The sequence below is a fragment of the Canicola haemoglobinophilus genome, from assembly GCF_002015075.1.
GTDB classification, from domain to species: Bacteria; Pseudomonadota; Gammaproteobacteria; order Enterobacterales; family Pasteurellaceae; genus Canicola; species Canicola haemoglobinophilus.
The window spans coordinates 18,840-33,595 of record NZ_MUXZ01000010.1 but is presented as its reverse complement, the minus strand read 5'-3'; the positions used below and the strand labels follow the sequence as shown (position 1 = coordinate 33,595).

The window sequence follows — 14,756 nt, the reverse complement described above, 5'->3', positions numbered from 1 at the left end:
CCTTAATTTCGGGCGGTATGATTAGATTAAGTTAGCAACTTTTTTCATATCTGGGGCGTAATAGGTATTTTGTAAAATTTTCAGATCTCGATGTCCTGAAATTTTGGCAAGTGTCATCACGTCCACTTTCTCCGCTAGTCTGGTTAATGCCTCCCGCCTTGTATCGTGGAAATGCAGATCTTTTAATAACAAGCGGTTTTTTAATTTCCTGAATAGTGCATCAAGGGTTGATGTTGAAATTTGAAAAACGCTTTCCCCATCGGCTTTTTGCGCCATTAATTCAAGGATTTTTAACGCTGTAGCGGATAAAGGAACATCACGCGCCCAGCCGTTCTTTGTTTGCGGTAAGTGGGCTATTTTGTCTTCCATGTGTACATGCTCCCACGTTAGCCCCACAATCTCGCCCGCGCGCATTGCGGTTTCTATGGCAAATAACAAGATTGCGCCTACCGTTGCGGTAGCGGTTTGCGGTGGTTCTTCCCATGAAAAGCCAGAATTAGAAACAAGCGCATCAATTTCCTTCTGTGAGTAGCGTCTTGTTCTTGGTTTCGGTGCGGCTGGTTTTTTAACTCGTTTGAGTGGGTTATCTTTTAATAAGCACCATTCAACAATCGCCACATTGAAAATATTCGCAAGGGTTGCCCATTCTCTTAAAACTGTCGCATTTGAAACGGTTTTTAAGCGATCATCACGCCATTGTTTAAAATCATCGGGTTTTATATCTTTAAGCGATATTTCTGCAACAGGGTTATTTAAAAAGCGCTTTAAAACTTGGGTTTCTTTCTTTGCTCCTCGTTTCGTTGGGGTAACTTCTCTTATATAGCGCTCAACGACTTGAGAAAGTGGAATATCCGCGATTTCTTTATAAATACCGCATTCTATTTCTGCCTCTAATCCATGCGCCCACATCACTGCCTTCGCCTTGGTTTTGAATGATTTTGATTTTATAAGACCTTGTCTGCGCACAATAGCACGCCATTTATCGCCCCTTTTTTGATAAGTTGCCATTAGTTCCCCCTCGCTTTTTTTCTCGCTTGTTTAGCGGCTTTCTTTGCTTTTTTTCTCGCTTGTTTTTTCGCTTGTTCTCTGCTTTTTTGCTCTTGCTCCATGTATTTTTTAGCTAGTTTTCTAAAGTCTTCATTTAAAGCGATTTTATTAAAAAGCGTTTCATCTGAGGCAAAAAGCTCTACAACTGTCCCGCTTGGTAAGGTGATGCGACTAGTAATCATTGTTCGCCCCCTTGCGCCTGAATAAATGAAAATAGCTTAGAAAATTCATCTTCTAGCTTTTCTTGATAAATTGCATGAATGCCGTTTAAATCGCTTATTACATTGATGTTTTTGATATTTTCATAAGCGATAAGCATTGCCGCATTCAAACTTAACAAGGCTTGAAACTCGTTTAATTTATCTTCTAATTTGTGCCATTCGCTCGGGTTTGGGTAAAAAGGTTTTATTAGTTCAAAAGTTGGGTTATTCATTGCTCTGTCCTCTCTGTGCTCTTCTTGCTTGTTGCTCTTGTCTTTCGGTTAATTCTTCTACTATGCGCATCATTAAGCTATTAATTGCGCCTAATGCGCTTGTTTCTGTATCTTCAAGCGTTAAAGAAACAACATGCACTAAGTCCGCTATTTGTCTTAATTCCATAATTAAAGCGTCAAACTCATTCCAATCTAACAAAGGTTCTTTATTCATCGTCTGAGCCCTCGCCATATTTCGCTTTCATTTGTGCGATTTCATTAGCTTGCACAATGATAGAAAGACAGGAATAAGCCATATTTAGCCATATTTCAGCGTTTTCAAAATCGCCCTTTTTTGCATGTTTTTTAGCTGTCGCTAAATCTTGACTAATGATTTTTAATGCGCTTTGTACTCTTTCGATTTCGTTTGATAGGTTAAGCATAAACGCCCCCTAAAGTGCGGTAATGATTTGGGTTAATGCGTGCGTAACAGATAGCACGGGTAAGATTTAGGCGGTTGCGTGCTTGTTGCTCGCTGTCGGCTAAAATAGTGAGGTGTAGGCGGTTTTTGCCTAATAAAATGAATTTATAAAGCATTTTTGCGGTGTCCTTTTGATATTTTCTAAGGCTTTCCGCTAGACTTGTCACGGTCGGGCGGTAAAGCGTAAAGGGGTGACAAACTGCCTCAAAAGGAAAGCAGCCAACGCCTAGACGTTGCCCTTTACGCTCTACCATTGAGAATAGATCTATTGCTAGATTTATTTTAGGTGTGCGTAAATTACGAATAAAAAAACACGCTTGAGGCGTGCGATTATTCGCCTTTTGAATTTTCAGCTTGTCACGGCTGACATCTGTTTTTTTCAGACGCAAGGAAATATTAGAAAATTGCCCGCACTTTGTAAAGGTTTTTGATATTGAAAGATTTTCATGAAAATAATTGTTTTTCATGAATTTTATTTGATTTTTAAGTGAAAAATCAGTATTATTTTTCTTGGTCATAGTTGTGACTCTTTGAAATTTTTGGATATTAGGCTTGTCATTCTCTCTATTGGGCAAGCCTTTTTTATTGGGTTAATTTAGCGCCTGTTGATATTCCGCTAAGGCTTTTAAAATATCGGGTAATAGATAACTTATCCCTGTAATAAATAATAAGATCATTAATCCCCATAAAAAGCGGTTTACCTTGTCGGATTTGTCTATAAGTTCTAGCATTTTGATTAGCTCCTTGTTGATAATATTCATCTCTTTAATTCTTTACTTTAAATAATGCGATGTATCGCGCGGCTCTGGTTCTCCTTTGAATAAATCGGGCTGTTTCCCCTCTTTAAGTTGTTGCACCCTTTCCGCATTGCTTAAAGGGCGCTTGCCGTCCTCGTTTATTTGCTCTTTTTCGGTTTTGCTCCAGTTAGAAACCTCGGGACAATCCACAAAAACGGCTCTTTTTACATTGACTAATTGACCCACAAAATCAGCGCTAAGCGTTCCGCAATTATTACAATAAATATCTGCTTGAACGGTTAAAATGCTCGGGCGCTCGCTGTTTCTGATTGAACATCTACCGCCACAAAAAGGGCATTTAATTGTTAATCCTGCCATTAGTTAAGCTCCTGTAATTGATTTATATAAGCGTGAATATCTGCTGCTTTATAGCGGTTTAACCGCCCCACTTTGATCGGCTTTGGAAAGTTGCCGGCTTGTACTGCCTCATAAATATAAGCTCTAGAGACATCTAGCATTTTGCAGATAGTTTTTGTTGAATAAAAAAGTGGTGTTGCGTCTTTTTTCTCCATGATTTCCCCTTGTTGATGTGTCAAATAATGCTTGCTTGTGTTGTCTTGTGATGTTTGTCGGGGGGATTATGAAGGCGAGGTAATGTGATTTATATGAAAAAAACCTTTTTTTCTATGAAAAAAGGTTTTTTTTCAAATAAGTGAAAATACGTTATTCCGTTTTGTATTTGTCTATTATCTGTACTGGTTCTTTGCTTCTGGTTCTCTGATTTCCTATACCTGCTTCTTTTAAATAATTGTCTATGGTTCTTGTGTCTATTTGTTCATACTCTTCAAAATAATATTTTTCTAAATGGTTATAAATTGAATTTACAAGTTTATTTCTTGAATGAATTGGCTTAGCTTCAAAAGTAGCTTTAGCAATATTTAATATAATGCTTTTAAGCTCTTTTTCTTGTCTACCATGTGTTTTTTTAAATGCGTTTCTTATAAATATTTTTTCATGATTGTTTTGTGATGAGTTATTCAAAAATCTATTTATGTCATTTTCAAAAATGCAAATATTTTCTAGATTTATATGAAATTCTTTATCAAGTTTTATTGCTAAATTAATGCCGAATGAATCTTTAAACTCGCTAGGGGATATTAATGATAAATTACTATAAAATGGAATGCCATTATTTATTATTTCCCTCATTGATTCAGGGGTGTAAATGAAATAAGGCGGAAAAATTCTCAATAAAGCTTCTACATTTAGATTATTATTATCTTCAATGTTTTTATTATTTATTCTATCAAAAATACAAAGCTCAAATTTATTAAAATCTCTTAGATTCACATCCTTAGAAGAAAAATAATAAGTTATTTCTATATCTTTAGGATTAAATATTAAATCACTTATAGTTATTCTATATTTACTTTTGATAAATCTCGTTGAAAAATCTAATTTCCCAATAGCCCAATAATGCAATAAATCTTCTATATCTAATTCCTCTCCAGTGCGTTTTTTTATTTCTCTAATTGCTTTTTCTAGGCTATACCACTTTCTAGGCGGTAAGTTGATTTTGGTCATTTGTTGCTCCTTGAAATTTATATTAGATATAAAAAAGCGGGGTTTCCCCCGCCTTTTATTGTTATTTAAGTATGATTTTTTATTCTTCAATATTGATATTCTCAATCAGTGCGCATGATTGATAATCTTCGATAATAAAATCTACACACATCGAATTATATAATTCTAATCTGTCTAGGCTTGGATTTTCCGTTTTAAAGGTTCGCACCGTGCCACGCTGTAAATAAAACGAGATATTATCAAAACGTGTAATCAAGATTGAATTTGCTGGAAAATATGGAATATTTACCGCTCTTAATCCGCCTAGTAGCTGGTTCAATACTGTTATTTTTTCGGCTTGGTTTTGCGTTAAATCACTATATTTTATTTCAATACGGCTATCAAGCAAAACATCACGCCCACAAATAGCAATTAGATCCCCGCGCGCTTTGATTGGATTTGGGATTTTTTCTAAGCCGGCTTTGATAAGGGCATTAATGCTTTTATATTGGCGATCTGCTCCCACTGTTGCGCCTGTTATCACTTGCGCTTTTGCATGATTTGCAATTTTTCCGATCCAACCTTCCGCCGCATCTTGTGCTAGTGGGTTAGCTGTTGGATCTGAGGTTTCCGCACGCTTGCGCCCATTAAAGCCAGCTAAAAGCAAACTAGATATAATTTCATTATCTAACAATTCTTCATAAATTAGCGCAAAATCTTTGTCAATTGTGCCAGCTAATGCATCTAATTTTGAATAAGGAATATAGCCATCAACATTAATCTGTTTGCAATGATATTGTTTAGTAGGCTGTAAATGGCTTGCGTTTGGTTCTCTGCCTTTTTTGTCTGTGTCTGTTGTGCTAGCTATTGGCAATTTTAAGCCTATAGTTTCGCCTGTTGGGTTTGTTGCTTTAATGATATTAATAAGATTAAAAAATTCATTTAATCTCATTCTTCTTAATAAATCATTCTCTGATTGTTCATTTAAAGTCAAAACTGAATTAAAATTAACATTTAGATCTTCATCATGATTTAAATTTTCATCATGGTTTAGATTTTTAGAAAATATTTTCTTGTAGTAGTTATCTAGATGTTCTTGTGTGAATTTTTGCATGTTTTTACCCTTGATTTAGATTTTTAATTAATTTATTAAAGCCTTTTAATTCGCCTGAATGTGCTTGTTCGATGCTTTCGCGGTGTTTTGTCATGATGCTTTTAACTTCATCACTATTTACAACTTTATGGATATTAAATTCATTATCAGATAATTGAGATATGATAATAACCTTTTTAATTTCATATAATAAATAAGATAGTGTTTTTTCTTTTCTATCTTCATTATCTGAAACTCCATTCCATAATTTTTTTTCATTAAGATTTAAATTTGAAAAATAAATTAATGATGCAATTTCTGAAAGTTTATTTTTATTTTCTTTTGTGAATTCTACTATTAATTCTTTTGCTTTTAGATTAAAAATACCGCCTTTAATATTTCTTAATTTTTGAGCAGAATAAAAAACGGTTTCTTTCTGGGTGTAGATTATATCCGCTATATCTTCAATAAAGGCTTGATAATATTCAATTTCTGCTATAGTTTCTGATGATGATAATCTTGCTTTTTTATAATCTTCTAATTGAAGTTTTTTTCCGCTTGATAAAATTTTCTGCGGTTGTTCTTTTGCTTTTTCTAGCTCTGTTTTAAGGGCTAGAACAATATTTTCAGCCTTTTTCTTTTGCGCCTTTAAATCTTCTAGCTTTTTAACTTCTTGTAGATAAACGGTCTTTTCTTTCTGAAAGTCTGCGTTTAATTGCTCTATTGTTTGTTTTTCTGTCATGGTGTTAACCTCTGTTTAGTCTGATTTTTTCGGCTATCCAGTCATTAATTTCACTTTCTAGCCATACAACACGATTTAAAGAAATATTGATGTTTTCTGGGAATAGCCCTTTTTTCATCTGTTCATAAATCGCTGTTTTTTTTAGTCCTGTTCTATGCTCTACTTCGTCTATGTTTATAAAGCGCTCTTTGTTGGTTTGCTCCGTCACATTTAAGCCCCCTTTTTCTTTCCGTATGCGTTCTATATGCTCCGTTGCGGTTCGGGTGTAGATTATAAAAAGCGCGTTTTTTTGTCATTTTGTGAGGGGTGTTAAGTAGGATTTAACAAAAATAATGTAATTTAAGGCGTTTTTTTAAAGATTGAGATAATAGGGCTTTAAAAGGTTAATAATTAAGCGCTTTCAAAGATTGAATTTATCTGCGTTATTTTGCGTTTTGTTGCGTTGTATTGCGTAATAAAAACGACTATTAAAACGTTAAAGGGCTCCAGTATTGGCAAGGAGTGGGGCGGTTGCTATTTTTGCGTTAAAACATACCCTTTTAATGCGCGGGCGAGGCGGGGGTTTGCTTGCGATTGTTAAGCGCAAAAAATAATAAAAAAAAGCCTGTTTTGCTTGATTTTTCATTTAGTTAGATATTGCAATTTGATATAATAATAGACAACAAGAAAAGGCGGATATTCTCCGCCTTGCGATAAGTTTAAATCTTTTTGCATTGCTCTACATAATCGCCCCATTTTTGCATGGCGCTACGACGTGCATCAAGATAGTTAGAACGATTATAAACGCGGCTTACTTCGTTCCCTGTTGTATGCGCTAGACAAGCCTCAGCAACAAAATGATCAATGCCAACATCAGTCATATAAGTTCTTGCTGTTGATCTGATACCGTGAGAAGTAAACTTCCCCTTATAGCTGCCGTTGTCTATGCGTTTAATCGCAACATTAGCCGATCCGCTGCTATAGTGTTTATTATGGTCTAGTCGGCTTGGGAACAAATAAGAAGAGTGCAAACTATATTTTTTTAACTCCTCTAATAATGCCAAGGCTTGAGAAGATAAAGGGACTATATGCGGCTTTTTGCGGTCTTTTAATCCTTTCATTTTATGCGCTGGAATATGCCAAGTTTTATTAATAAAATCTATCTCATGCCATTCTGCTTGAACTGCCTCCGCGGGTCTCACCATGGTTAAAAGTTGCCATTCTATAAGATACTTTGTTAAAGGGTTTAAATGCGCTTTAACTAACAAAGATAAAAAGGCGGATAACTCAGAATAATGAATAGCCGGCTGATGCGTTGCAACTGGTTTTCTAAATTCGCCTTTCATGCTTGATAAAGGGTTGTAGTTTAAATATCCAAGAATAACCGCACGCTCTAAAATACTCACAAAATAGCGCGAAACTTTTCTTATAGTGTCGGGGCGTATCTCATAAGCTGGGGTAAATTGCTTGATAACTTCGCTCAGTTTAATATCTTTAATAGGAACATCACCAAAAGTAGGAAAAAGCCATAATTCCAAACGCTGCCATAAATCCTTAAAAGTTGCGGGCAATACCTCGGATTTTTTCTTATCTTTCCATATATTCGCCATTTCTCGCACTGTAATAGCGTTTTTTCTTTCTTGTTCCGCTTGCTCTGCAGCATATTCAAAAGGATCTATATTGTCTTCCAATAATTCAAGATAGCTTATAGTTTTCTCTCTTGCCTTAGCTAAAGATACTGCCGGATATTTACCAATATTCTTTTTTATGCGCTTTTTAGTGGTTGGGTGGGTGTATATGAATTGCCATATTTTAGACTTGCTAGAAACGAAAATATAAAGGTTATTTCCATCGCCTAAAGTGTAGGATTTTTCACTAAATTTCAGTTTTTTGAGTTGGGTATCTGTTAAAGGTTTTATAAATTTAGCCATTGTTAAGCATCTCTTTGAAATGATTAAAAAAATAGCTTTGTTGTTACCTTTTTTTCTTCAAAAATTTGAAGGGAACATAAAAGGGAACATCAAGCGATTACAATGACAAACTTTTTTTTACAAGGCGAACAGTTAAAAACTTCTAAAATATTGATTTTTAACTATTTTTTTGACAAGACAAACATTATTTTACAGTTTCATGGCGGTGAGAGGGGGATTCGAACCCCCGATGCAGTTTCCCACATACACGCTTTCCAGGCGTGCTCCTTCAACCACTCGGACATCTCACCATTCAAGTTCGGGCGAGAATATAAAGATTTATTCTAACTCCGTCAAGTGTTTTTTATTTTTCTTGCGCTAAAACAAATTATTAGAATAAATTTCAGCTACAATATTGTCTTTTCTGTCATCTTGTCGGGATTTATATGTTGAAAAAGTGGTTTTTAACGAAAAATATTTTTCTTGCTGTTCGTCCTTTTAGTGCGTTGCAAGATAGTTTTAAGGTAGGTTACGGTAAGTCGCATTTAATCAGAGATATTATTGCAGGTCTTACTGTCGGGGTTATTGCCATTCCTTTGTCAATGGCATTGGCTATTGCCAGTGGCGTGCCTCCTCAACATGGGCTATATACAGCAATTGTTGCAGGGATTATCATTGCATTAGCTGGCGGTTCTCGTTTTAATATTTCTGGGCCTACGGCTGCTTTTGTAGTGATTTTATATCCAGTCACTCAACAGTTCGGGCTAAGTGGCTTATTAATGGCAACTTTATTGTCAGGCGTTATTTTGGTGTTAATGGCGCTTTTTCGACTAGGACGTTTGATTGAATATATCCCACTCTCTGTTACCCTTGGGTTTACTTGTGGTATTGGTATTGTTATTGCAACCTTACAAATCAAAGACTTTCTCGGTTTGGATATTGCTACAATGCCTGCTCATTATCTTGGCAAAGTACAAGCAATTTTTACCGCACTTTCAACGATTAATTGGGCTGATACCGCTGTAGGGGCAGTTACTTTGATCTTACTTACTCAATGGCATAAGTTTCGTTTAGCGATACCAGGTCATTTGCCTGCTGTGATTGTTGGCACATTATTATCAATTACGCTTATTCATTTCGGTTTTGATGTAGCGACAATTGGCTCTTCTTTTGCTTACACTTTATCAGATGGAACCACAGGTTATGGAATTCCAAATGTGTTGCCTGAATTTATCTTGCCTTGGAATATTCCCAATGCAAATGGGGAAGTTATTACTTGGGATTTCAATACGTTACAAGCCTTATTACCTGCAGCATTTTCTATGGCAGTGTTAGGCGCAATCGAATCTCTACTTTGCGCAGTGATTTTGGATAATATGACCAGCACTAAGCACCATTCTAATAATGAGCTATTAGCGCAAGGACTGGGAAATATTGCTTCACCATTCTTAGGTGGGATTACGGCGACAGCGGCTATTGCTCGCTCGGCTGCAAATGTAAAATCAGGGGCGGTTTCGCCTATTTCCAGTGTTGTTCATGCCTTATTAGTTTTATTCTCTCTGCTATTTTTTGCAAAAGCATTATCTTATTTACCGCTTTCCTCTATGGCGGCTTTATTGCTCGTAGTGGCTTGGAATATGGCGAATGTAGGGCAAATTGTACAATTGATCCGCCGTTCTGGTCCGAATGAAATTGCGGTATTGCTAACTTGTTTGGTGCTTACTGTTATTTTTGACATGGTTATCGCTATTACAGTTGGCGTACTTTTAGCCAGTTTATTGTTTATTCGTACTATTGCAGAAATGACCAAATCTTTTGAGATTGCACAGCCTGAAGATTTATCTGATACGGTAGTTTATCGTATTAGTGGACCGCTCTTTTTTGCTGCCGCAGATAATTTATTTGCGGATTTACATGAGAAAACTACGCATACTGGACGGGATATTAAACATATTGTATTGCAATGTGATGCAGTAACTGTACTTGATGCTGGGGGAATTCATGCATTAACCCGTTTTGTTCAGCATATGTTGCCTGAACAAGAATTACATATGTGTAATATGCAATTTCAGCCTTTAAGAACCATTGTAAAATCGAAGAAAGCGAAGGAAATAAATAAAATTCATTTCAGTACAAATTTGGATGTGGTTTATCGAAAAATTAGAGGGCTAGCAAAAGTGTAAAGAATAAGGGCGAGTTGTGAATAACTCGCCCTATAAGCATATATAGATATTAGCGTCTAAACATATTTCCTAATCCACCTAAACCGCCCATCATACCTTGCATTCCACGCATCATTTTTGCCATACCACCTTTACGCATTTTCTTCATCATGCGTTGCATTTCATCAAATTGTTTCAATAGCTTATTCACATCTTGTACTTGTGTGCCTGAACCTAAAGCAATTCGGCGGCGGCGTGAGCCTTTGATAATGTCTGGATTTGCACGTTCTTTTAAGGTCATTGAGTTAATGATAGCTTCCATTTTATTGAACATTTTGTCATCAACTTGATTTTTGACATGATCGGGAAGATTTTTAGCGCCCGGTAGTTTTTCTAGCATGGACATCATACCACCCATTTTTTTCATTTCGATAAGCTGTTCACGAAAATCCTCGAGAGTGAAACTGTCGCCCTTCTTGAATTTTTGTGCCATTTTTTCTGCTTTTTCTTGATCTACCGAACGTTGTAAGTCTTCGATCAAAGAAAGCACATCACCCATTCCTAAAATACGAGAGGCAACGCGATCTGGGTGGAAAGGTTCTAGTGCGTCTGTTTTCTCTCCAACACCAAGGAATTTAATTGGTTTACCCGTAATTTGACGAATGGAAAGTGCGGCACCACCACGAGCGTCACCATCAACTTTGGTTAAAATTACCCCTGTAAGTGGTAAGGCTTCGTTAAAGGCTTTTGCGGTATTTGCAGCATCTTGCCCCGTCATTGCATCCACAGTAAACAGGGTTTCGATTGGATTAAGTGCGGTATGAATTTGTTGAATTTCTTCCATCATTTCGCCGTCAACATGTAAACGGCCCGCTGTATCCACAATTAAGACATCATAGAATTTGAGTTTCGCATCAGCCAATGCTTCACGTGCAATTTCAACAGGTTTTTGTGAAACATCAGAAGGATAAAAATCAACACCAATAGATTGTGCTAAGGTTTCCAATTGTTTAATCGCAGCAGGGCGATAAACGTCAGCTGAAACAACCATGATTTTCTTTTTATGGCGCTCTTTCAAGAATTTTGCCAACTTACCTACAGAGGTCGTTTTACCAGCACCCTGTAAGCCTGCCATTAAAATCACGGCGGGAGGTTGAGTGGCTAAATTGAGTTCCTCATTTGCCACGCCCATGGCTTTTTCTAATTCGCCTTGAACAATTTTAAGAAATTCTTGACCTGGCGTAAGACTTTTATTGACTTCTTCACCAATCGCGCGTTCTTTAACTTGATTAATAAATTCACGCACAACTGGCAAGGCAACATCCGCCTCTAATAGCGCCATTCTGACTTCACGTAACGTATCTTTAATATTATCTTCAGTTAAGCGACCTTTACCCGTAATATTACGCAAGGTTTTTGATAGGCGATCCGATAAATTTTCAAACATTTTTAATCCTACATTCTCTGAAAAAAATTGGCTCAATTATACTGAAATCTGATGGATTTTCATCATTTGCAAGAAATTTATAGGGATTTTATTCCGTATAGCTAGAATAAGAATGATCATTTGTACAAATTCAGGTATGATCTTGTACCTTATTGCTCGCTAAGTGAGCTTTGAACGATAGAATGTTTTTATGTTTGTCATGAACGAAATTGTAATGACACTTAGGAATAAAACGAAAGGATTATATTTTGGATAACATCCCCCTTAGTACCTTATTTATTACATTAATTATCTTACTTATTCTCTCTGCTTATTTTTCTGGTTCTGAAACTGGATTACTTTCAGTAAATCGTTATCGTATGCGCTTTCTTGCAGAAAAAGGGCATAAAGGCGCACAAAAGACAGAAAAATTGCTCAAAAAAACAGATGTTTTACTTAGCCTAATTCTTATTTGTAATAATTTAGTCAATATATCTGCATCCGCAATCGCAACACTGATTGGTATGCGTTTATATGGCGATATGGGCGTGGCTATTGCAACAGGTTTGCTTACTTTTGTTATGCTCATCTTTGCTGAAATTTTCCCTAAAACTATTGCCGCACTTTATCCTGAAAAAGTCGCTTTTCTTTCCAGTCATATTATTAGCGTATTACTAAAAATCTTTAGCCCATTAGTTTTTATTATGAACTTGTTTATTCGTGGGCTAATGAAATTGTTTCGCTTAAAAAATGAGGCAAAAGCACATTCTCTTAGTCCAGAGGAATTACGTGCAATAGTTAACCAATCTGGTCAATATATTCCTTCTGCGCACCAAGAAATGCTACTTTCTATCCTTGATTTAGAAAAAGTAACCGTTGATGACATTATGGTGCCACGCAATGATATTGCTGGGATTGATATTGATGACGATTGGAAAGCGATCATGCGTCAACTTAATCACGCTGCACATAGCCGAGTTGTATTTTATAAGGGGAGCATTGATGAAAATGTTCTTGGCATTTTACGTATTCGAGAAGCTTATCGCTTAATGTTAGATAAAAATGAGTTTAGTAAAGAAACTTTAATTCGTGCGGTCGATGAGGCTTATTTTATTCCCGAAGGAACGGAGTTAAATGCACAGTTACTTAACTTCCGCAATAATAAAGAGCGTATCGGTTTAGTGGTTGATGAGTATGGTGACATTAAAGGATTGGTTACTTTAGAGGATATTTTAGAGGAAATCGTTGGAGAATTTACTACGTCAACCGCTCCTTCTATTGATGAAGAAGTGACGCAACAATCTGATGGCTCGATTATTATCGAGGGATCTGCGAATTTACGGGATTTAAATAAGTTATTTAATTGGAATTTAGATACCGAAGATGCCCGCACTTTTAATGGACTGATTTTAGAGCATTTAGAAGAAATTCCTGATGAAGGGAAAGAATGTGAAATCAATGGCTTAAAAATTACTGTATTAGAAGTAGCAGATAATATGATCAAACAGGTTAAAGTTGAAAAGGTTTAGATGAGTTAAAAAGCGGATCATGAAGATCCGTTTTTTATTTGTAAAAGCAAAGAATTGAGCTTTAATTTTCTCCTAAATATTATTCATTAGCTTGCCCTATAACCCGATCTATTTCGGCTAAATCTGTGATTTCTGACCGCACTTTTTCCATAGCGCTTTCACGCAAATGACGATAATCTGTTTGATAGCGAATCTGATTATCTATCAAGTGCGGTTGTAAAAATTGATAAACTCCAATCCGACCTTGATAACCTTGATGACAAGTACAGTTTTCATGTTCTGTATGTTGGCATTTTTTTCGCACTAACCGCTGAGCTATCACGAGCAATAAACTATTGTCGATTTCATGTTGTTTTATGCCCAATTGCAGTAAGCGAGAAATGGCAGAAGGCGCATCATTTGTGTGTAAAGTAGAAAGAACCAAATGTCCTGTTTGTGCCGCTCTTAATGCGATTGTGGCACTTTCATTATCACGAATTTCTCCCAGCATAATCACATCAGGATCTTGACGAAGAAAGGTGCGCAATAATCGGCTAAAATCCAAGCCAATTTGTGGATTTATTTGGCATTGGATAATCCCTTTTAACTCTATTTCTATGGGATCTTCCGCAGTCATAATATGTTTATGTTCATCATTTAAGAACTGAAGTGCGGTGTAAAGTGAGATACTTTTTCCACTTCCCGTTGGTCCTGTCACTAAAATAAGTCCTTGCGGCTGAGATAGGGCTTGTTGGAAAAGTTTTTGTTGCATTGTTGTCATGCCCAGTTCGGAAAAACTCAACTGTACAGGTTTATTTTGTTGTAAACGCAATACCGCTTTTTCTCCCATATTGGTTGGAAGTGTTGAGAGGCGAAAATCCAATAAGTCGGAAAAAGTAGTTTTGAAATGAAATCGTCCATCTTGAGGTAAGCGAGTTTCACTAATATCTAATTTTGCCAATAATTTTAAGCGTGAAATAATGCGATGACTAAGAGAAAGAGGAATAGGGGATTGGCATTGTAAAATACCATCTATTCTGAAACGTATCTGCACACAGTTACTTTGGGGTTCAATATGAATGTCGGAAGTATTTTGCTTTAAGGCATTTTCAAAAATTTGATCTAATAATTGAATAACAGGCTCATCTGATTTTTGTGCTATTTCTACTTCATGTTCTTGTGCATATTGATTGATAAGAGGTTCTTCAACCAATATGTTCTTTTTATTTTGTTGCGGCGATAAATTTTGTAATAACCGCTTAAGTAATTGATTATCAAGCAAAACAGGTTCTACAATTTTTCCATATAAAAAAGCAAATGTTTCGCAGGCATTAATATTATTTAGGCTATCAATGCCTAGCCACAAAGTTTGTTCATTTTCTTGTAAGGGAATAGCGAAATAACGTAGAAGAAGTTGATGTTGTTGCTGATTTTTTTGCCATAAGTGCGGTGTGATTTCATAGGTATTTCCAGCAATGCTGAACACTATTGGTGAGATTTTTTCGGATTGAGAAATTGCCATATTTTGATACTTATATTGATGAATAATGTATTGAATTTTGTTGTAATCCGAAAAAATGGAGAAATACTACCGCACTTTTTTGCGAGCTAAGTCGCAAAAATAACGCTTATAGCATTAAATATCTGTATTTTTATTGTAGAAAAGTTTTTTGTAAAAAGATTGTAAAGTAGCTTG

18 protein-coding genes and 1 tRNA gene are annotated in these 14,756 nt (G+C 36.0%); 2 read left to right on the top strand and 17 right to left on the bottom strand.

Features of this window, described 5'->3' with window-relative positions; genetic code table 11:
• Positions 1-21 precede the first annotated feature (21 nt).
• From B0186_RS04495 to B0186_RS04430, 15 genes are all read right to left on the bottom strand, one after another.
• Positions 22-1,008, bottom strand: a complete 987-nt coding sequence (locus tag B0186_RS04495) for a tyrosine-type recombinase/integrase (protein WP_078218203.1) — start codon at positions 1,006-1,008, stop codon at positions 22-24.
• The gene (locus tag B0186_RS04490; protein WP_078218202.1) at positions 1,008-1,229 is read right to left on the bottom strand and encodes a hypothetical protein; all 222 of its coding nucleotides are present in this window, start codon (positions 1,227-1,229) and stop codon (positions 1,008-1,010) included. Before B0186_RS04490 ends, B0186_RS04495 begins: the two co-directional genes overlap by 1 nt.
• On the bottom strand, positions 1,226-1,480 hold the full coding sequence (locus B0186_RS04485) for a hypothetical protein (protein ID WP_078218201.1): 255 nt from the start codon (positions 1,478-1,480) through the stop codon (positions 1,226-1,228). The genes B0186_RS04490 and B0186_RS04485 overlap by 4 nt, the downstream gene beginning before the upstream one ends.
• On the bottom strand, positions 1,473-1,694 hold the full coding sequence (locus B0186_RS04480) for a hypothetical protein (RefSeq protein ID WP_078218200.1): 222 nt from the start codon (positions 1,692-1,694) through the stop codon (positions 1,473-1,475). The genes B0186_RS04485 and B0186_RS04480 overlap by 8 nt, the downstream gene beginning before the upstream one ends.
• On the bottom strand, positions 1,687-1,902 hold the full coding sequence (locus B0186_RS04475; RefSeq protein WP_078218199.1) for a hypothetical protein: 216 nt from the start codon (positions 1,900-1,902) through the stop codon (positions 1,687-1,689). Before B0186_RS04475 ends, B0186_RS04480 begins: the two co-directional genes overlap by 8 nt.
• A complete protein-coding gene (locus B0186_RS04470; protein WP_158077959.1) occupies positions 1,895-2,407 on the bottom strand; it encodes an ash family protein in 513 nt (170 codons plus the stop codon). Before B0186_RS04470 ends, B0186_RS04475 begins: the two co-directional genes overlap by 8 nt.
• A gap of 123 nt (positions 2,408-2,530) precedes the next feature.
• The gene (locus B0186_RS11635; protein WP_158077958.1) at positions 2,531-2,671 is read right to left on the bottom strand and encodes a hypothetical protein; all 141 of its coding nucleotides are present in this window, start codon (positions 2,669-2,671) and stop codon (positions 2,531-2,533) included.
• 42 nt (positions 2,672-2,713) lie between these two features.
• Positions 2,714-3,055, bottom strand: coding sequence for a transcriptional regulator (locus tag B0186_RS04465; protein WP_078218197.1), 342 nt, complete (start codon positions 3,053-3,055; stop codon positions 2,714-2,716).
• A complete protein-coding gene (locus B0186_RS04460; RefSeq protein ID WP_078218196.1) occupies positions 3,055-3,249 on the bottom strand; it encodes a helix-turn-helix transcriptional regulator in 195 nt (64 codons plus the stop codon). The genes B0186_RS04465 and B0186_RS04460 overlap by 1 nt, the downstream gene beginning before the upstream one ends.
• A 151-nt stretch (positions 3,250-3,400) precedes the next feature.
• Positions 3,401-4,261, bottom strand: coding sequence for a hypothetical protein (locus tag B0186_RS04455; RefSeq protein WP_078218195.1), 861 nt, complete (start codon positions 4,259-4,261; stop codon positions 3,401-3,403).
• A gap of 79 nt (positions 4,262-4,340) precedes the next feature.
• A complete protein-coding gene (locus B0186_RS04450) occupies positions 4,341-5,354 on the bottom strand; it encodes a P2 family phage major capsid protein (protein WP_078218194.1) in 1,014 nt (337 codons plus the stop codon).
• A 4-nt stretch (positions 5,355-5,358) separates the two neighbouring features.
• Entirely contained in the window at positions 5,359-6,075 is a 717-nt protein-coding gene (locus B0186_RS04445) for a hypothetical protein (RefSeq protein WP_078218193.1), read from the bottom strand.
• Positions 6,076-6,079: 4 nt separating this feature from the next.
• On the bottom strand, positions 6,080-6,283 hold the full coding sequence (locus B0186_RS04440; RefSeq protein ID WP_078218192.1) for a helix-turn-helix transcriptional regulator: 204 nt from the start codon (positions 6,281-6,283) through the stop codon (positions 6,080-6,082).
• Positions 6,284-6,773: 490 nt separating this feature from the next.
• Complete coding sequence (locus B0186_RS04435) at positions 6,774-7,985, bottom strand: tyrosine-type recombinase/integrase (protein ID WP_078218191.1); 1,212 nt, start codon at positions 7,983-7,985, stop codon at positions 6,774-6,776.
• Positions 7,986-8,185: 200 nt separating this feature from the next.
• Positions 8,186-8,275 (bottom strand) — tRNA-Ser (locus tag B0186_RS04430).
• A 135-nt stretch (positions 8,276-8,410) separates the two neighbouring features.
• Here B0186_RS04430 and dauA point away from each other — a divergent pair.
• On the top strand, positions 8,411-10,147 hold the full coding sequence (gene dauA / locus B0186_RS04425; protein WP_078218190.1) for a C4-dicarboxylic acid transporter DauA: 1,737 nt from the start codon (positions 8,411-8,413) through the stop codon (positions 10,145-10,147).
• A gap of 49 nt (positions 10,148-10,196) precedes the next feature.
• Here dauA and ffh read toward each other — a convergent pair whose 3' ends face one another.
• Positions 10,197-11,573 (bottom strand): signal recognition particle protein, encoded by a 1,377-nt coding sequence (gene ffh, locus B0186_RS04420; RefSeq protein ID WP_078218189.1) that lies wholly within the window; start codon positions 11,571-11,573, stop codon positions 10,197-10,199.
• A gap of 248 nt (positions 11,574-11,821) precedes the next feature.
• On the opposite strand from ffh, the gene B0186_RS04415 reads away from it, so the two are divergent.
• Positions 11,822-13,081: an HlyC/CorC family transporter gene (locus B0186_RS04415; RefSeq protein ID WP_078218188.1), complete on the top strand. Its 1,260-nt coding sequence runs from the start codon at positions 11,822-11,824 to the stop codon at positions 13,079-13,081.
• Positions 13,082-13,160: 79 nt separating this feature from the next.
• Here B0186_RS04415 and B0186_RS04410 read toward each other — a convergent pair whose 3' ends face one another.
• Positions 13,161-14,582: a GspE/PulE family protein gene (locus B0186_RS04410; protein ID WP_078218187.1), complete on the bottom strand. Its 1,422-nt coding sequence runs from the start codon at positions 14,580-14,582 to the stop codon at positions 13,161-13,163.
• Between the last annotated feature and the right edge of the window lie 174 nt (positions 14,583-14,756).